General features: G+C 70.3%; 10 protein-coding genes and 1 riboswitch. Of the genes, 4 read left to right on the top strand and 6 right to left on the bottom strand.

Features of this window, described 5'->3' with window-relative positions:
• Positions 1–3: 3 nt before the first annotated feature.
• From LR394_RS41645 to LR394_RS42970, 4 genes are all read right to left on the bottom strand, one after another.
• Positions 4–2745, bottom strand: a complete 2742-nt coding sequence (locus LR394_RS41645) for an ATP-dependent RNA helicase (protein WP_331283068.1) — start codon at positions 2743–2745, stop codon at positions 4–6.
• A gap of 204 nt (positions 2746–2949) precedes the next feature.
• Positions 2950–3633, bottom strand: a complete 684-nt coding sequence (locus LR394_RS15070) for a carbohydrate-binding protein (RefSeq protein WP_231442219.1) — start codon at positions 3631–3633, stop codon at positions 2950–2952.
• Between the two features lie 4 nt (positions 3634–3637).
• Entirely contained in the window at positions 3638–4375 is a 738-nt protein-coding gene (locus LR394_RS15065) for a LuxR C-terminal-related transcriptional regulator (RefSeq protein ID WP_231442216.1), read from the bottom strand.
• The gene (locus LR394_RS42970; protein ID WP_231442214.1) at positions 4372–5553 is read right to left on the bottom strand and encodes a sensor histidine kinase; all 1182 of its coding nucleotides are present in this window, start codon (positions 5551–5553) and stop codon (positions 4372–4374) included. The genes LR394_RS15065 and LR394_RS42970 overlap by 4 nt, the downstream gene beginning before the upstream one ends.
• 158 nt (positions 5554–5711) lie before the next feature.
• Here LR394_RS42970 and LR394_RS15055 point away from each other — a divergent pair, with 158 nt between their 5' ends.
• Positions 5712–6770: a DUF1996 domain-containing protein gene (locus tag LR394_RS15055; RefSeq protein WP_231442212.1), complete on the top strand. Its 1059-nt coding sequence runs from the start codon at positions 5712–5714 to the stop codon at positions 6768–6770.
• Between the two features lie 116 nt (positions 6771–6886).
• Here LR394_RS15055 and lon read toward each other — a convergent pair whose 3' ends face one another.
• On the bottom strand, positions 6887–9256 hold the full coding sequence (lon, locus tag LR394_RS15050; RefSeq protein WP_231442210.1) for an endopeptidase La: 2370 nt from the start codon (positions 9254–9256) through the stop codon (positions 6887–6889).
• Positions 9257–9382: 126 nt separating this feature from the next.
• On the opposite strand from lon, the gene LR394_RS15045 reads away from it, so the two are divergent.
• From LR394_RS15045 to LR394_RS15035, 3 genes are all read left to right on the top strand, one after another.
• Positions 9383–14806: a diguanylate cyclase gene (locus LR394_RS15045; RefSeq protein WP_231442208.1), complete on the top strand. Its 5424-nt coding sequence runs from the start codon at positions 9383–9385 to the stop codon at positions 14804–14806.
• Between the two features lie 9 nt (positions 14807–14815).
• The gene (locus LR394_RS42965; RefSeq protein ID WP_231442207.1) at positions 14816–16495 is read left to right on the top strand and encodes an FAD-dependent monooxygenase; all 1680 of its coding nucleotides are present in this window, start codon (positions 14816–14818) and stop codon (positions 16493–16495) included.
• A gap of 91 nt (positions 16496–16586) precedes the next feature.
• On the top strand, positions 16587–17576 hold the full coding sequence (locus tag LR394_RS15035) for a malate dehydrogenase (protein ID WP_231442205.1): 990 nt from the start codon (positions 16587–16589) through the stop codon (positions 17574–17576).
• A 115-nt stretch (positions 17577–17691) separates the two neighbouring features.
• On the opposite strand, the gene LR394_RS15030 is transcribed toward LR394_RS15035, so the two are convergent.
• Positions 17692–18504 (bottom strand): C40 family peptidase, encoded by an 813-nt coding sequence (locus LR394_RS15030; protein WP_231442203.1) that lies wholly within the window; start codon positions 18502–18504, stop codon positions 17692–17694.
• Positions 18505–18539: 35 nt separating this feature from the next.
• Positions 18540–18699: riboswitch (cyclic di-AMP (ydaO/yuaA leader) on the bottom strand.
• Positions 18700–18900: the final 201 nt, after the last annotated feature.

The raw sequence follows: 18900 nt of genomic DNA, 5'->3' as shown, positions 1-18900 counted from the left end.
GCATTATTTCCGGGTCGCGTTCTTGGTGCGCCTGGTGGCCACCGCCGTGGTCGGATCGTCCGGCCACGGGTGTTTCGGGTAGCGCCCGCGCATCTCGGACCGCACTCCCGGATAGGCGTTCTGCCAGAACGACTCCAGATCGGCGGTGACAGCCAGCGGACGTCCGGCGGGGGAGAGCAGGTGAGCCACCACGGGTGCCCTCCCGCCCGCGATGCGCGGCAGCGCCGTCCAGCCGAACACCTCTTGGAGCTTCACATTGAGGACGGGGTCGGCCGGGTCCTCGGGGTCGCTCGAGTAGGTGAGGGCCACCTTCGAACCACTAGGGACGTCGATCCGCTCCGGCGCCAGCTCGTCCAGTTGCGCTACGGCTCGGTAGTCGAGCAGACCGCGCAGCACCTGGACCAGATCGATCCGCTGAAGGTCGCCCCGCCTGCGGGCCGTGCTGAGCCACTCCTCGGCGCGGGCCAGCAGTGCCGCGTCCGAAACGTCCGGCCAGGGCGAGGTGCTGTCCGGGGAGGCGAAGGCCCGGTGGAGCAGCGCCAGCCGAGCCCGCAGCTGCCGGGCCGCCGGGGTCCAGCGCAGCAGGTCCAGGCCTTCCTTACGCAGGCCTTCCTGCAGCGCTTCGTGCACCAGGTGCTGCGGCGGATTCTTCAGCGGCCGCTCGGTCAGCACGATCGCGCCCAGCCGATCCCGCTGCCGCGCCGCCACATCACCCTGCTCCCACACCACCTCGTCCACGGTGCGCAACTGATCCTCGCCCACCTCCAACGCCGTGGCCTCGTCGATCGCCGCCGCCAGCCGGACCCGCGCGGCCTGGGCCCCGGCCTGCCGCTGAGCCACCGCCACCGCGAGCCACCCAACCCCGTTGAGCCCCGAACCCGGCGAAAGCTCGGCCCCTGTCCCACCCGACATCAGGTACCCGCCGGAACGCCGCAACCGCGCAATCCGCTCCGGAAAAGCCAACCCTGTGACCAGTCCCGCCGCCAAGTCGTCCGAGATCCGCCCGCCCGAACGCACAGCACTGCCAGAGCCCGCAGCACCGCCAGAACCTGCAGAACCGCCAAAGCGCCCGGCACCACCAGAGCGCACAGCGCCGCCAGAACGCTCAGTGCCGCTAGAACGCCCAGCATCGCCAGAACCCGCAGCGCCGCCGGACCCCGAGCCGCCGCCGGACCCCGAGCCGTCGCCGGGCACCGAACCCGATCCGCCGGCTGACTTCTCACCCGGAACGGCCGCCCGCAACCGCCGCACCTCGTCCCGCCACCGAGCCGCCAGCGGATCATGCCCCGAGCCACCCGAGCCACCCGAGCCACCCGAGCCACCCGAGCCACCCGAGCCACCCGAGCCACCCGAGCCACCCGAGCCACCCGAGCCACCCGAGCCACCCGAGCCACGTCCACCACCCCGCAGTCGTCGCCAGGCCGCAGCCAGGTCGTCCGTCCCACCGCCCAGCGAATCGTCCGCCAGGATCGCCACGATCTCCGCCGCCCGCTGCGCCCCGACCAACTCAGCCCCGTCCAGCAAAGCCCGGGCCAACCGCGGATGCACCCCCGCAGAGGTGAGCCGACCGCCCCGCCGCGTCACGCGTCCATCGGTATCAACGGCCCCCAACGCCCGTAACGTCTGCCGGGCAACAGTCATTGCAGCGACCGGAGGCTGCGATGGCAGCGGCAACTCCGCCGGATCCGGCGTACCCCAGACCGCGAGCGACAGCGCGAACCCGGTCAGGTCCGCCACCGCAACCTCGGGCTCCGGATGCGCAGCCAACCGTTCATGCTCGGCCGCAGACCAACACCGATAGACCCGCCCCGGAGCCTCACGCCCCGCTCGCCCAGCCCGCTGATGGGCAGAGGAGCGCGAAACCCGTACCGTGGCCAATCCGCTTAACCCCCGGGCCAAATCCGTACGCGGCACGCGGGCGAGCCCCGCGTCCACCACAATGCGTACCCCCGGGACGGTCAGGCTGCTCTCGGCCACGGACGTCGCCAGCACCACTCGCCGCGTACGCCCCGGCGTGAGCGCAGCATCCTGTTCCCGCCCACTGAGCCGACCGTGCAGACGCTGCACCTCTACCCCGCTCAGCCGCCGCGCAACCCCTTCGATCTCACCCGCGCCGGGCAGGAAAACCAGTACGTCCCCGTCCGCTTCGCCGAGCGCCCGCCGCACCACCGAGGCCACGTGATCCAGCATGCGGGGGTCTACGCGCAGCCCGTGAGGGGGATCGACCGGCCCGGTCGGCGGGCACCAGAAAGGCTCGACCGGGAACAACGGCGCATCCGCCCCGATCACCGGCACCGCTTCCCCTGGGCCGGAACCCAGGAGCCGGGCCAGCCGGTCGCTGTCCGCTGTGGCCGAGGCCGCCAGTACGAGCAGGTCCGGACGGAGCGCAGCCCGCGTCTCGGCACTGAACCCGAGCGCCAGGTCCGTGTCCAGATGCCGCTCGTGACACTCGTCCAAAAGCAGTGCCGCAGTACCCGGCAGTTCGGCGTCCTCCAACAGCCGGCGCACCAGCAGGCCGGTCGTGACCACCTCCACCCGCGTCCGTGAGGAGACCCGCCGATCACCGCGCACCGAGTACCCGACCAGCCCGCCCACGTCCTCACCGAGCAGCCAGGCCATGCGCCGGGCGGCAGCCCGCGCCGCGACCCGACGGGGTTCGGCGACCACCACCCGTCCGGCGACCTGATCGGCGAGGGCCAGCGGCACCAGCGTGGTCTTTCCGGTGCCCGGAGGCGAGACCAGCACACCGGCACCGGATTCGCTCAGGCGGGCCAGCAGGCCGGGGATCGTCGCGCTGATCGGGAGCTGGTTCTCCAGTGCCTTCTCAGCGGTGGCGAGCAGGCTCAGGACCCGGCCCTCCGTAGGTCGTCCACCGCATCCAGACGGCTCTGGGGCCGTACCTGCTCACCGATCCGCATGGCGCCATCCTCCCAGGCCCGAATGCCGGATCTAACGGATCAGGATCTGGTCGAGGTCCGGCGCTGGTGCTTCCTGGTTGAAGAACCGGATCACGTTCTCGCCCTTGGCCAGCGTGATCCGCATCGTGGTCCGGTCCGGGCTGTCCCAGCTGCGGGCCCCTTTCAGGGCAACCGTCCGCACCGGGTCGGAGTTCACCATGACATCGAGCTCGCGCGGCTCGTCGTCGCAGGCGCAGGTGTAAATCACCGTCATGGTGCGTTTCCCGGGCACTTCGACGTCCTTCAGCCGGACGATCACGTAGTGCCCCTGGCCCAGATACTGCACCCGCTTGCCCGAGACGCACAGCGGGCACTCGGTCACCTCGATCCCTGAGCTATCGTGGATCTTGGCCCACGGATTGATCGTCAGTGGCTCGAAAGTGGGCTTCGGTCTGGGCTTTTTGGTCGTTGGGGTGGCAGAGGGCGTGGGCGTCTGCGTGGGTGCCTGGGTGGTGGTCGGCGCGGCGACGGTGGTGGTCGCCGTCGAAACAGAAGACGGGGTGCTCGCCTCGGGCGCCGGGGTGGACGTGGGGGCGGCGACGGTTTGGGTAGGGGCGTCGCCGGAAGTCCTGGTGGGCAGCACCCGCGGCACCGCGAGCGAGGAACCGGCCACCACCAGCGAGAGCAGACCGATGCCCAGCCAGGGGGAGGAGGCAGTCCGTGAACGGGAGGTCATCGGCTCAGCGCCAGCCGTGCCAGCGGGCCAGGGCCTCGGTCCGGCTGGTCACGTCCAGCTTGCCGAACACCTTGCTCAGGTGGTTCTTCACGGTCTTCTCGGAAAGCCTGAGCTGCTGGGCGATCGCGGCGTTGGACAGGCCGTCGCCGACCAGCTCCAGCACCTCGATCTCCCGCTCGCTGAGCCCGAACGCCCGCCGGGTACGCCGCAGATTGCCGTGCCGGGCCCCGGCCGCGCGCTCGCGGGCGTACGCATCGCGCACCGCTCCGGTGGCCACCGAGGCCGCCGCCGGGATCAGCCAGCCCGATCCGGCCGCTACCGCCCGCACCGCGCTGACCAGGTCGGCCGGGTCGAACCGGCCGTACACCAGGTACCCCCGGGCGCCGCCGCGCAGCATCGGGGCGATGATCTCCTCGCTGTCGTGACTGGTCAGCACCAGCACACTGCTGTGCTCGGCGATCGCCTCGACTACGGAAAGGCCGTCGGCCACCGGCATCTGGTAGTCCAGGATCGTCACCCGGGGCCGCAGCCGCCGGGCCTCGGCCAGCCCGGCCGCGCCGTTGCCGGCCTCGCCCACCACGCTGATCTGCGGGTCGGACTCCAGCAGCGGGCGCAGGGTGGCGCGGATGGTGGCGTTGTCGTCGACCAGGAGCACGGTGATCCGGCCCGGCTGCGCCTCGGCGGCGGGGACCGCACCGGCCTTCAGCCAGGCCACCGTGTCCATACCCTCACCAGAAGTCACAGCACCGGCACCCGGACCCGGATCAGCGTGCCCAGGCCGGGCTCGGACTCCACAGTGAGCGTTCCACCGATCGTGCGCGCCCGTTCCATCATGCCGACAATACCGGCGTGCCCCCGATGCTGAAGAGCCGCGAGGTCAGCCTCGTAGGGCACGTCGAACCCGCGGCCGTTGTCCCGGACGGTCAGGATCACGCCCCGGCCACGCTCGGTCACGGTCACCCCGACCCGGGTGGCAGCGGCGTGCCGGTGAACGTTGACCAGTGCCTCGCCGACGATCCGGGTGAGCTCGTAGCGCACGGCCACCGGCGGTTCCACCGGCGCCACGGTGGCGGTGGCGCTGATCCCGGTCTCGGCTGACCAGAGCGCGCACACCCGCCGCAGCGTGGTGGCGAAGTCTTCTTCCGGGGCGTCCAGGCGCATGCCCTCGATGAGTTGCCGGGCCTCCTGGGAGGCTGCGGTCGCCCCCTGCGAGATCACATCGGCCAGCTGCTCGGCCAGCGCAGGCTGGCGCCGGAGCGAGCCGGGCAGAGCGACGGCGGCCAGAGACATCGCCCGCAGCGTCTTGGCTACCGAGTCGTGCAGTTCGCGGGCCAGCCGGGCGCGCTCGGCGGCGGCCGCGGAACGCTGGGCGTCGGTGATCAGCTCTACGGTCTGGCTCATTTGCCGGGTAAGAACGCGTTTGGCCAGTACCGTACCGATGCCCGCCAGTACCGCGGCCGGCGGCGCCGCCAGCAGAAAGCCGGCCAGGGCCGCAGGCACCTCCTCGTTGTCGAGCAGCACAGCGCACACCACCAGCCCCTGCACGGTCTGGGCGGTCCACAGGGGTATCGCGGCGAAGCCCAGAGCTGCTCCGGCCAGGGCGGCTGCCCCGGCGGCGAAAACGAAGTAGGTCATGCCGCCTTTGCTCAGCGCCAGCACGACCATCACCAGGACGGCGTCTGCGGTCAGCAGGGGGACAGGCGAACGCACCAGAGTGGGCCAGCGGGGTAGAGCGGCAACCCCGGCAGCGGTGCTGATCAGCAGGACGACGATCAGTGCGGCCGACCGTATGCCGTCGGTCTGCACCAGGAGGCCGACGATGGCGGTGGTCAGGCAGACGACGGCCCGGGTGAGCAGCACGGTGCGGCTGAGGGCGACGGCGACGATCTGCTGCACCCGATGCTGGGAAAGCGCGTCCACCTCGTCCTTACCTTTTGCCCGTGCCGTCGCGGGTGAAGGTACCAACTCGCCAGGACCGGCACCGCCTCCGGATTAGGACTTTGGGCCTACGGCCGAACCAGGTTCCCGCGATTTGCTCCGTGCCTACCGAGCGGCACCCACCCTGAAGGAGTCATCTCGTGTACCGACCTCGTCTGCTACGCCCGGCGATCGCCCTGGCCACAGCCTCGGTCCTGGGGGTGACGGCGGCGATCGCGCTCGGCGTCGGCCCCGGCGCCTCGGCCCAGCTGCCCAAGAACAGCCACCACTCAGTCGCCGGAACGCCGACCATGCCCGGGCACACCATCGCCCCGGACGGCTCGATGACGGTTCCGGCGGGCGACTGGCTCCCGGTTGACCAGGCCGCCTGGCAGGCCCAGCTCGCCGAGTTCGAGGCGCTCAAGCCGCGCACACCCCCGGCCACCGCCAAGAAGAACCCCGAGTTCAACGCCACCTGCACCTACAGCCACTCCGGCAAGAACGACCCGATCGTGTTCCCCGGCCAGAGCGGCGCCTCCCACCTGCACTCGTTCATGGGCAACGCGGTCACCGACGCGAACACCGACACCGACGACCTGATGCAGTCGGCAACCACCACCTGCCAGCCGGTCGAGGACCACTCGGCGTACTGGATCCCGACCCTCACCGACAAGAGCACCGGGAAGGAGGTGGAGCCGAAGGAGATGATCGTCTACTACGGCTCGCTGCTGGAGGACAAGACCAGGACCGTGCCGATGCCCAACGGCATGCGGATGCTGGTCGGTGACGCCAAGAAGCAGACGCCCACCCCGGCCGGTGCGCAGAACCAGTTCTGGTGCGCCGGGGGCCCGGTCGACGGCACCACCCGCAGCGACGACGGCAACTGGCCGGTCTGCCAGGACGACGCCGCGCTGCACTTCCTGATGCGCTTCCCGGACTGCTGGGACGGCCAGAACCTGGACAGCCCGGACCACAAGTCGCACGTCAGCTACGGGGCCGCGGGCACCTGCCCGGAGGAGTTCCCGGTCCGGATCCCGGCCGTCACCTTCGTGATCAACTACGACACCGAGGGCACCAAGGCCGGTTTCGAGCTGGCCAGCGGGATGCCCTCCTCGATGCACGGCGACGCGTTCTTCGCCTGGGACACCAAGACCATGGCCGACCTGGTCAAGAGCTGCGTGAACCAACTGGTCACCTGCAACAAGGAGAAGCAGTTCTGACCTGATGGCGCCATGAGGCGGGGCGGCTTCGGCGCTGGGGTACGACGCAGGCACCCGCACGGTGACGTCCTTGCTCAGGTCGCCGCCATGCGGGCTGCCTTGCCGCCTAAACCTCCCTAGGCCGCCTTGGTGGCAGCGCCGGCGGCGGGCTCCAGGGCGATTCGGAGCACGTCGGCCACGTCGCTGACCTGGTGCACGGTGAGCTGGGCGAGCACGTCCTCGGGCAGGTCGTCCAGGTCAGGGCCGTTGCGGGCCGGGATGATCACTTCGGTCAGGCCGGCCCGGTGCGCAGCCAGCAGCTTCTGCTTGACCCCGCCGATCGGCAGGACCCGGCCGGTCAGCGACACCTCACCGGTCATCCCGATCTCGGCGCGCACCAGCCGGCCGGTCAGCAGCGAGGCCAGCGCGGTGGTCAGGGTGACACCGGCCGAAGGACCGTCCTTCGGCACCGCGCCCGCCGGGAAGTGCACGTGGACCCGGCGGTGCGTGAGGTCCTCGATCGGCACCCCCAGCCGTTCGGCGTTGGCCCGCAGGTAGCTCAGGGCGATCTGGGCGGACTCCTTCATCACGTCGCCCAGTTGCCCGGTGAGTTCCAGCCCACCGTGCTCGCTCTCCATCGCGGCCGCCTCGACGAACAGCACGTCACCGCCGGCCCCGGTCACCGCCAGGCCGGTGGCCACGCCCGGAACCGCCGTGCGCTCCGCCGATTCCGGGGTGAACCGTGGCCTGCCCAGGTACTTGGTCACATCTTCCTGGGCCACCACCACCGGAGCCGAACCCTCGGCACCCGAGGAAACCACCCCGTCCTCCAATTCGGTCGTGACCTTACGGAGAATCCGCGCCAACGCCCGCTCCAGCTGCCGTACCCCCGCCTCGTGCGTGTGTTCCGCCGCCACCAGTCGCAGCGCCTCGTCCTCGATCCGCACCTCAGCGTCGGTCAACCCCGCCCGCTCCAACTGCCGCGGCAGCAGGTGATCCCGCGCGATCGAGACCTTCTCACGCTCGGTGTACCCGTCCAGCCGCACAACCTCCATGCGGTCCAGCAGCGCCGAGGGAATCGTCTCCAGTACGTTCGCCGTGGCCAGGAAGACCACGTCGGACAGGTCCAGATCCAGGTCCAGGTAGTGGTCCCGGAAGGTGTGGTTCTGCGCGGGGTCCAGCACCTCGAGCAACGCCGCCGCCGGGTCTCCCCGGAAGTCGGACCCCACCTTGTCGATCTCGTCCAGCAGCACCACCGGGTTCATGGTTCCGGCCTCCTGGAGCGCCCGCACCAGCCGCCCCGGCAAAGCCCCTACGTAAGTACGCCGGTGCCCACGGATCTCGGCCTCGTCGCGCACACCGCCCAACGCCACCCGTACGAACTTCCGGTTCAGGGAGCGGGCAATCGACTCACCCAGCGAGGTTTTGCCTACCCCGGGCGGACCGACCAAAGCCAGCACCGCGCCCGACCCGCGACCCCCGACAACCTCCAGACCGCGTGCAGCCCGACGGGCGCGCACAGCGAGGTGCTCGACGATCCGTTCCTTCACGTCGTCCAGCCCGGTGTGGTCCGAGTCCAGAACCTCGCGTGCGTGCCGGATGTCGGTGCTGTCCACGGTGCGCTCGTTCCAGGGCAGGTCCAGCACGGTGTCCAGCCACGTCCGGATCCAGCCCGCCTCCGGCGACTGGTCCGACCCCCGCTCCAGCTTGTCCACCTCGGCCAGCGCCGCGGTGCGCACCTTCTCGGGCAGATCCGCCGCCTCGATCCGCGTGCGGTAGTCCCCGGTGCCGCCGGCGTCCTCTTCGCCCAGTTCCTTACGGATGGCCGCGAGTTGCTGGCGCAGCAGGTACTCGCGCTGCGTCTTCTCCATGCCCTCCTGGACGTCCTCGCGGATCTTGTCCGTAACTTCCATCTCGGCCAGGTGAGCCCGGCCGCGCTCCAGGAGGAAGTCCAGCCGCTGCTCCACGTCCAAGGTCTCCAGGAGGGTGACCTTCTCGGCGGGCTCGATCCAGGTGGCGTATCCGGCGACATCGGCCAGCTCGGACGGATCGGTCATCCGCTGCACCGCGTCCAGCACCTGCCAGTTGTTGCGCTGCTGCAGGATGCTGGTCAGGACCTGCTTGAACTCGCCGGCCTTCTCCTTGACCCGCCCAGAAGCAGCCGCGGGGTGCTCCAGAGGCTCGGCCTCCACCCAGAGCGCGGCGCCGGTCCCGACCACGCCCTGCCCGATCCGGGCCCGGCGGTCGGCGCGCAGCACGGCGGCGGGCTCACCGCTGGGCAGTCGACCCAGCTGGATCACCTGGGCGATGGAACCGATCATGCCGGTCCGGCCGTCGATCCGGGGTACGACGAGCACCTGCAGGGGCGTCTTCGTGTCGTTCCCCCGAGCGGCCCGGGCGGCGTCGATGGTCTGCTGGGCCTGCGCAGTGAGTTCGACCGGCAGGGCCATGCCCGGCAGGACGACTACGTCATCAAGGAACATCACGGGATAGGTCTGCGTGGTCATGGCTGCCTCAACCGCGATTACTTGATTACTTAGTTCCGGGTTCGCCGTGGGCGGACGAGCTCCGGATCACCGGGGGGAACGTCCGTATTTCCTCAGGGCCCGGTGCCTGCGGGCCGACAAGAGGGTGTGACTTCCAGCCGTCGGGCCTCGCCGCCGCAGGCCGGCGCGAGCGCGAGCCCGAGGGTGCCCGCCAGCCGGGCACCCGGTCACGGCCGGCTGCTCGCCGGGTTCGAGATCCTCGGCGAACTGGGGCGCGGGGCGCAGAGCACGGTGTTCAAGGTGCGCCGGGCCGAGGACCCGGAGCACGAGTACGCGCTGAAGATCCTGGACAAACCGCTGGCCGACTCGCACGAGGCCGAGGTGGCCTTCCGGCGGGAGGCCGCCCTGCTGGCCGGGGTGAACCATCCCGGCCTGCTCAAGGTCTACGAGGTCGGGGCCCTGGAACGCCGGCCCTACCTGGTGATGGACCTGGTCTCCGGCCGGGCGCTGTCGGCGGTGCTGGAAGGCGGCGCCCTGAGCGCGGGCAAGGTGGTCGCGCTGACCCTGGACATCGTCGAGCCGCTGTCGGCCGTGCACGACCGGGGCCTGGTGCATCGCGACCTGAAGCCGGCCAACGTGATCATGATGGCCGAGGGCGAGGCCCGGCTGATCGACTTCGGGCTCACCGCGCGCGACCAGGACGACGAGGGGGAACTGGCCGCGGTGGGCACGCTGGCCTACGCCGCACCGGAACAGGGCGGCACCCTGAAGCGGCCGGTGGACAGCCGCTCGGACCTGTACTCCCTGGGCGTCATCATGTTCCAGGCGCTGTCCGGGGTGCTGCCGTTCAAGAGCGCCGACCTGGGCGAACTGCTGCGCATGCATGCCGTGACGCCCGCTCCCGATCTGGCCAAGCTGGTGCCGGGCATCCCACCGGCGCTCGCCGAGATCGTGGCGACCCTGCTGGCCAAGGATCCGGACGACCGCTACCAGAGCGGCCGGGACCTGGCGGCCGACCTGCGCGCCCTGACCGGGGCGCCGCGCCGGGCCGAGGCTCTGGCCTCGAACGGCGAAACCCCGCTGTTCGGCCGCAACGCCGAGCTCAGCATCCTTTCCGGCCGCTGGAACGAGGTCCGCAACGGCCGCAGCGGCGTGGCGCTGGTGCACGGCGGCGGGGGCACCGGCAAGACCCGGCTGGTGACCGAGCTGCTGAACCAGGTGCGCGGTTCGGGAAGCCTGGTGCTGCAGGCCAACTGTGTGCCCGACAGTCCGGTGCCGTTCGCCCCGATCCGCGATGCGGTGCTGAACTACCTGCAGGAGATCGCCCGGATGCCGGTAGGCGAGCGCTGGCGTCGGCGGGCCAGGATCCGGGCGGCCTCGGCCGGCTGGTCGCCCTCCATGCTGGGCCGGATCGCGCCCGGACTGGAGGCGATCCTCAACGGCTCGGACACGCTCAAGGGCAAGGACAACCTCACTCAGCGTTCCGGGCTGGGTGGGCGCGGGCGCGATGGCCGGGCGCCGGCCGATGCCGAAGAACCGGAGGCGGTGAACGAGAGCCAGTTCGCGGTGGCGATCGCGGGTTTCCTGGCCGCGCTGGCCCGGGAGTCCGGCGATCTGCTGCTGTTCCTGGACGACGTGCAGTGGCTGGACACCGGCTCGGGCCTGGTGGTCTCGCATCTGGCCGAGGTCTCCTCCGGCAGCCGGGTGCTGGTGCTCGCGGCCAGCCGGGACGAGGTCGAGTACACCGAAGGGCTCGGTGCCTTCTACCGCTCGGCCGCAATGGCGCTCGACGTCGAGGTCCCGGTCCACGAACTGGACGAGGAAACCATCGGGCAGCAGATCCGCTCGCTGATTCCCGGGCTGGAGGCCGGTTCTCGGCTGGTCGAGATCCTCTCCCGGCGCAGCAACGGCAACCCGTTCGTGGCCGGCGAGTACCTGAGCGCGGTCATCGACGCCGGCCTGCTCGAACCGTCCTGGGGCAGCTGGAAACTCGATGAGGACGGCCTGGACCGGCTGGAACTGCCGCAGGACGCGGTGGGCCTGGTCCTCACCCGGCTGCAGAACCTCGCTCCGGGCACCTACGAGCTGCTGGTCACGGCGGCGGTGGTGGGCAACGAGTTCCAGGGGCAGACTCTGGCCACGGTGATGGGGCTGACCGACGACGAGGTGCTGCCGGCGCTGTCCGAAGCCGTGGGGCAGCGGCTGATCGACACCCGCGACGCCGGAACCTACGTCTTCCTGCACGACCGGGTGCGCCAGGCCCTGCAGGCCCAGCTCGGTGAGGACGAACTGGCCTCGATGCACCTGCGTATCGCCCAGGCCCTGGAACAGGCCTCGCCCGGGAACGCCCGGCCGGAAAACGCTTACGCGATGGCGTATCACTACATGCAGTGCTCCCCGGACAGCGACGAGCTGCTGGAGCAGATCTTCCAGGCGTCCTGGCGGGCCGGCCGGCTGGCCCTGGCCAACCACGCGCCCAACGAGGCGATCAACTTCCTCGAGTTCGCGGCCGGGCTGCAGGCCACCCCACCGGGCACGTTCCTGATCGAACTGGCCCATGCCCTGAAGCAGAACGGCCGGCTGGAGGCGGCTCGCAACCGCACCCAGCAGGCGCTCGCGCAGGAGCCGGACCCGGTGCGCCGGGCCGGGATGTTCGCATTGCTGGCCGACCTGTACAAGGACGACTGGGACAACGCCGCCTCGCTGGAAGCCGTCCAGCTGGGCCTGGGCGAACTCGGAATCCGGCTTCCCGGTTCGCATCTCGTCCTGGCCGTCACCTCCTGGCTGCGGTTCAGCCGAGATCGGATCTTCCGGAGCGTGGCGTCGGACGAAGCTGCCCGGCAGCGGATGCTGATCACCATCCAACTGCACGCCACTGCCTCGTTCGTGGCGTTGTTCGCCCGCGACCACACTCTCGCCCTGGCCCATGCCCTCCGCGCCCGGACCTGGGCTGTCCAGCTGGGTCCGGGCGCCGGAAACGTCATGGCTCAGGCCAGTTACGGGATGGTCGCAGCGTTCAACGGCCGCCGGGGCAGCGCCTACCGGGCGTTCCGGCGGATGGATCAGGACCCGGTCTCCGAACTGCCCACCCAGCGCGCGGCCAACTCGTACCTGCGCGGCCTGGCTCTGTACGGTGGCGGTCTGGACGACGGTGTGCAGTGGACCAAGGAGATCGAGGCCGACGGCCCCTGGATGGAACTGGGCCAGGAGCTGGATGCGCTATCGGTTTTCAGCGCCCGCGCGGTGATCATGGGCCGGACCTCCGAGGCTCAGCACTGGCTGGACCGGGGCCGCAATCGGCAGACCGGCCGTAACGTGGACGCCACCCCGTTCATCGTGGCCGCCCCGATGACCTTCTCCCTGCTGGGCCGTTTCCCCGAGGCCGGGACCGAGCTGCGGCAGATCCGCCAGATCTGCGAGCGGGTGCCCAGCCTGGACATGCAGCGTCAGCTGGCCACCCTGTTCCAGCTGGCCGAGCAACGTGACTTCGGCAAGCTGTTCGACACCGTGGCGGACGAGGTGGCGGAGACCAACCCGCATCCGGAGCAGGTTTTCCGCGCCCATCATCCCATGTTCTATCTGATCGCAGTGGGCCGGCTGGCCCAGTTGCGCAGCGCCGAGGAGGACGAGCGTCCAGCACGGCTGGAAATGGCCCGGCACGCCGTGCGTCAGGCGGGGCATCATCCGGGCGCTCCCGAACTCGAGGCCCTGGCCACCTTGCTGCGGGCCGATCTCGAGGTGGCCGAGGGCCGTCCGGGCAGTGCTCTGGCTGTGCTCTCCTCCGGCATCGGCCTTTTCCTCACCCCGGACGCGCCCACGGTGTCGTTCGAGGTGGCGCGGGTGCGCGCCCGGGCGCTGACCATGCTGGGTACCCCCGAGGCGCGACGGCAGGCCCAGCACGCCTACGCGATCGCCGTGGGGGAGGGCTGGCCGCACCGGGCCCAGCAGATCAGCGCCGAATTCGACCTCGGCACCGACTGGCTCGGCATCTCCAACGGCGGCGTCAGCACCAGTTCCTCCAGCAGCACCTACTCGGCCGGTCACGAGCGGCAGCGCCTGAAAGCCCTGCAGACCGTCAGCGCGGCCGCGGCCCGGGAACTCAAACCGCGGGTGCTGGCCCAGATCGCCCTGGAAGAGACGATCAAGCTGCTCTCCGCCGACCGCGCCTTCCTGTTCCTGGTGCCGGAGGATGAGGAGGAGGCCAGCCTGGCCGGTGGGCTGCGGGCCTACCTGGGCAGCGACGCCGACGGCAACGATATCCCCGAACTCACCGGTTACAGCACCACCCTGGTGGACCGGGTGCGCCAGACCGGCCAGGCCCAGGTGTTCACCGGTACCGAGCAGGGCGCCGTGCTGGGTACCAAGAGCGTGGTGACGCACGGCCTGCGTTCGGTGCTGGCGGCGCCGATGAAGGTGGACGGCCGGATGACCGGGGTGGTCTACCTGGACAGTCAGGTCGCCAAGGGCATTTTCACCCCCGGCGACGTGGACATCCTCTCGGCGCTGACCAATCACATCGCCACCTCGATGGAGACCGCCCGGATCGCCGAGCTGCAGATCAGCATGGAGACCGCCAACCGGGAACGGGCGGTGGCGGTCAGCCTGCAGGACGCCCTGCGGGAGATGGCCGAACGGCTGGACGACCCCCAGCAGCTGCTGTCGGAACTGCTGAGGGCCACCGGGCCGGTGCTCGGGGCGGACCGGGCGTGGTTGCTGTCGCAGGACGAGGAGGCCTTCCTGCTCTGGGCGGCGCAGGACGAGCAGCCGCTGCGGATCGAGGAGGACGCCAAACTGCGGGGTCTGATGGCTCTGCGCCAGCCCCGGGTCGGCAGCCCGGAACTGGTCCCGGCCGGACTGACCGCGCAGCTCGGCGGGGTCAGCTCGTGGATCGGGGTGCCCATGCGCTCGCGCCGTAACGACCTGGGGGTGCTGCTCGTAGCCACGACCGGCCACGCTGCATTGTCCGAGAACATCACCACCGCAGCGGTTCTGGCCGCACAAGGGATGAGCGCCTACGACAACTCGACGTTGTTCCAGCAGGTGCAGAACCTCGCGGTGGTCGACGATCTGACCGGCATCCCGAACCGGCGGCACTTCTTCGAGCTGGCCGGGCGGGACCTGGCGGCAGCGCGTCGGCACGGCCGCGGGCTGAGCGCGCTGATGATCGACATCGACCACTTCAAACGGGTCAACGACACGTACGGCCATCCGACCGGCGACGACGTGATCAAGGCGGTGGCCGCGCGGTTCCGCGAGCAGATCCGCAGCGTCGACGTGCTGGGCCGCTACGGCGGTGAGGAGTTCGCGGTGCTGCTGCAGGAGGCCCAGACCGACGGTGTGCTGCCGGAGCGGCTACGGGCGTGCATCGCGGACAAGCCGGTGCACACTCGCTCGGGGCCGCTGGAGGTCACCGTCAGCGTGGGTATGACCTTCCTGCTCGAGGACGATGAGGCGGTGGAAACCCTGTTGTCTCGCGCTGATCAGGGGCTTTACAAGGCCAAACAGAACGGCCGGAACCAGATCTGCTTCCAGGAACACGACGCCGGAGCGGATCACCGAAAAGCGGGGTAGCGTCGATGCGTGGTCATCGTCGTGGGTGCCGGCCCGGTCGGGACGGTGACCGCCCTGCTGCTGGCTCGCCACGGTGTGCCGGTGCTGCTGCTGGAACGCCACTGGCAGCCCTACCCCCTGCCCCGAGCCGTTCACCTGGACGACGAGTGCGTCCGCATCCTGCAGCGCGCCGGGGTCGCCGAGGCCTTTCTCCGGCACAGCCGGCCCGCCGCCGGTCTGCGCCTCTTGGACGCCCGCCACGAAGTGCTGGCCGAGTTCCGCCGCACCAAGACTGTCGGTGCGCACGGCTATCCTCAGGCCAACTTGTTCGATCAGCCGACCCTGGAAGCACTGTTGCTCAAGGCGGTTTCGGCTGAGCCTCTGGTGGAACTGCGTCGCGGGGTGACGGTCACCGGAGTAGACGCGAACGGACGCGTGCACTGGCAGGCTTCGCGGCCCACCTTGAGCGGTGGGTCGGGTCACATGGGGGACGTCGATGGCTGGGATCGCGCTTCTGGCAGGACGGTCGGGGCTCTGGGCGATGATCAGGGCCACTGCTCAGGCGCTGGTGTCCTTGTGGCAGATGCAGTCATCGGCTGCGACGGAGCGGGCAGCGTGCTGCGTTCGGCCATCGGATCTCGCTTCAAAAAGCTTGCGGCCGAGCAAACCTGGTTCGTGGCCGACATCATCGGCGAGCCCCCGCCCCGACCGTGGGACGGTGTGGAACAGATCTGCGATCCGGCCCGCCCGGCCACCTACCTCCGGGTGGGGGAACGGCGGTTGCGCTGGGAGTTCCGCATGCGCCCCGGTGAATCCGCCGGCCAGTTGGCAGAAAGGCTGGACGAGTTACTTGCGCCATGGACCGGAGCGCACAGCGAGCCAAGCCACGCGGATGGTGGGCATGGCGGGCCGAGCCACGCGGGCCTCGCTGAGCCACCCGGCCCGGACACCGAGCTACCCAGCCCGGACACCCAGCCACGCCACGTGCTGCGGACCGCCGAATACACCTTCCACGCCGCCGTGGCCGACCGCTGGCGCCGGCACCGCGTCTTCCTGGCCGGTGACGCCGCGCATCTCACCCCACCTTTCATCGGCCAAGGTCTCGGCTCCGGCCTGCGCGACGCCGCCAACCTCAGTTGGAAGCTGGCCATGGTCCTGCACGGCACCGCCAACGACCACCTGCTCGACACCTACCAGGCCGAAAGACGTCCGCACGCAACCGCTCTCATCCGCCTGGCTGCCATCGCCGGCGCCATCATGTCCTCACCCGTCGCCGCCCGTCCGGCCCCGCTCCTACGGGCTGCCGGCCGCTCCGCGCGCCTCACCGACCGCATCCTGGCCGGCACCAGCCCACCCCTGCGCTCGGGCCCTCTCGCAGCCGGACGATCGCCGGTGGGCGCCCTCGTCCCGCAGTTCGCAACGGAGACCGGCGAGCGCTTCGACGATCTGCTCGGCCCAGGATTCACCTTGCTCGTCCAGCACGATGCCGGTACGGCCGACCAGGCCAAAGCAGACCGCACCGCGCCGGACCGGATCGTCGCGCTCGCCGCTCGACTACGCGCCCGCACGCTCGTCTCCCATGGGCACCACAACGTCCATCATTGGCTGGTTTCCCATGATCTCGACGCCGTCCTGATCCGGCCGGACCGGGTGATTCTGGCCGTGCGCCGCTCCCGCCGCGCCGCTGCGCGAAATCCTGGTGTGACGTAGCTGTCCGGACACCCTGCAGATCCCTGGTGACTGCCTGGATAGGGTGGCCGGGCAGGCAGAAGACCCTCCCTCGAGGAAGAGAAGAATGCCCATGACTTCGTCCCCTGTCAGTGTGACCGTCACCGGCGCGGCCGGCCAGATCGGGTATGCGCTGCTGTTCCGGATCGCGTCCGGTCAGCTGCTGGGCGCCGACGTTCCGGTCAGGCTGCGCCTCCTGGAGATCCCCCAGGCCGTCCGGGCCGCCGAGGGCACCGCCCTGGAGCTGACCGACTGCGCCTTCCCGGCCCTGGCCGGTGTGGACGTCTTCGACGACCCGATCAAGGCTTTCGAAGGCACCAGCGTGGCGCTGCTGGTCGGCGCCCGACCGCGCACCAAGGGCATGGAGCGGGGTGACCTGCTCGAGGCCAACGGCGGCATCTTCAAGCCGCAGGGCGCCGCGATCAACGCCGGGGCGGCCGACGACATCAAGGTGCTCGTGGTCGGCAACCCGGCCAACACCAACGCCCTGATCGCCCAGTCGCACGCCCCCGACGTGCCGGCCGAGCGTTTCACCGCGATGACCCGGCTCGACCACAACCGGGCCCTGGGCCAGCTCGCGCTCAAGCTCGGCGTGCCGGTCTCCAGCCTGAGCAAGGTGGCGATCTGGGGTAACCACTCGGCCAGCCAGTACCCGGACATCACGCACGCGGTGGTGGACGGCAAGAGCGTCGCCGAGGCGATCAACGACCAGGCCTGGGTGGCCGACGAGTTCATCCCCCGGGTGGCCAAGCGCGGCGCCGAGATCATCGACGTGCGGGGTGCCTCCTCGGCCGCCTCGGCCGCGTCCGCCGCCGTCGACCACGTCTACAACTGGGTCAACGGCACCCCGGAGGGCGACTGGACGTCCGCCGCGATCCCGTCCGACGGTTCGTACGGCGTGCCCGAGGGCCTGATCTCCTCCTTCCCGGTCACCTCGGCCGGTGGCAAGTGGGAGATCGTCCAGGGGCTGGAGGTCGACGAGTTCTCCCGCGCCCGGATCGACGCCTCGGTCGCCGAGCTCGGCGAGGAGCGCGAGGCGGTCCGCAAGCTCGGTCTGATCTGAGCAGCTCCCCGAACGACCGAAAGGCCGGGACTCGTCGGAGTCCCGGCCTTTCGTCTGCCCACCGGAGGGGTTGTGGGCAGCAGGGCCCAGCTGCTGGACCCCGGCGTTCAGTGGATCAGGCGACGCGCCCGACGGTGTAGCTCGAAGTCCAGATGTCGGCCTTGGTGACGCTGCGGCCGGAGCCGGGGGAGTGCCAGATCTTGCCCGAGCCGGCGTAGATGCCGACGTGGTAGACCTTGCCCCCGCTGTTGGCGAAGAAGACCAGGTCGCCCTTCTTCTTGGCCCGCTTGGAGATCTTCTTGGTGTCCCCGCGCATGGCGTGCGAGGTCCGGCTCAGGTGCGTGACGCCGGACTGGCGCATCACGTAGCCCACGTAGCCCGAGCAGTCGAAACCGCTGCGGGTGGTGCCGCCCCACTTGTAGGGCGTGCCCTTGAGCTTCGCGGCGTCGGCGACGACCTCCTTGCCGAACTTGTCGAAGGCCAGCTTCTCGGCCTTCTGCTCGGCCCGGTGCTTGGCCTTCTTCTTGGAGTTGGCGACGGCCTGCTTCTTGGCCTCGGCGATGGCGGCGGACTTGGCCCGCTCGTGCGCCTTCTTCTTGGCCTGCTTCTTCGCCTCGGCCAGAGCGGTGCTGTAGTCGGTGGCCTTGGTGGTCACCGTGACACTGCGGGTGGCCTTGGCCGTCCGCGTGGACCACGCCGTGACGCTGGCGGTGGCCTTGACCTTCTTGGTGTACCGCGCGCTGGCCTTCGCAGTGGCCTTTCGCGTGATCTTCGCGGTCTCGGTGTCGCTCACCTTCACGGTGGCGGTCTTCAGGGCGGCGGTGTTCAGTGCCTCGTCCTGGCCGCCGGCAGATCCGTCGGCGGCCTGAGCCGGAATGCCTCCGGTGAGTGTCAACGCTGCTCCGGTGACCACGGCGCCGAGCGGCATGACGGATCTTCGAACGCGCGATTTCTCCAAAGAGGTATGTGTCCTTCCCTCGCCTACCAGGTGAGCTGACGGGCTCGGGCGGAAGTTGCCCGGCCGGCTCGGCTGAGTCGGCTTCGCCCCGTGGCCCCGGGTGGTGAGACCCGGTGCCGGATGGTTCCCCGGCGTCCATCTGATTTGCTCCGGCGGCCGCCGATGGACCTCGGCAGGACGGTCGCCCAGCCCCTCGGGTGAAGGGCCGACCGAGACACTACGTCCATTCGGGGAGTAATCAAAATGTGACCGGGGGAATGTGACCCGGGTCATGGGAACCGGCACCTTGTGTGCTACGTGTCCGGACACGTTCGGTAGTCCCGCCCGCTCGGCGTTTTCGCAGCTCAGGGCAGTTCCGGCGGCCCG

The sequence above is a fragment of the Kineosporia babensis genome, from assembly GCF_021129305.1.
Taxonomy (GTDB): domain Bacteria; phylum Actinomycetota; class Actinomycetes; order Actinomycetales; family Kineosporiaceae; genus Kineosporia; species Kineosporia babensis.
This window is presented reverse-complemented; position numbering and strand designations above follow the sequence as displayed.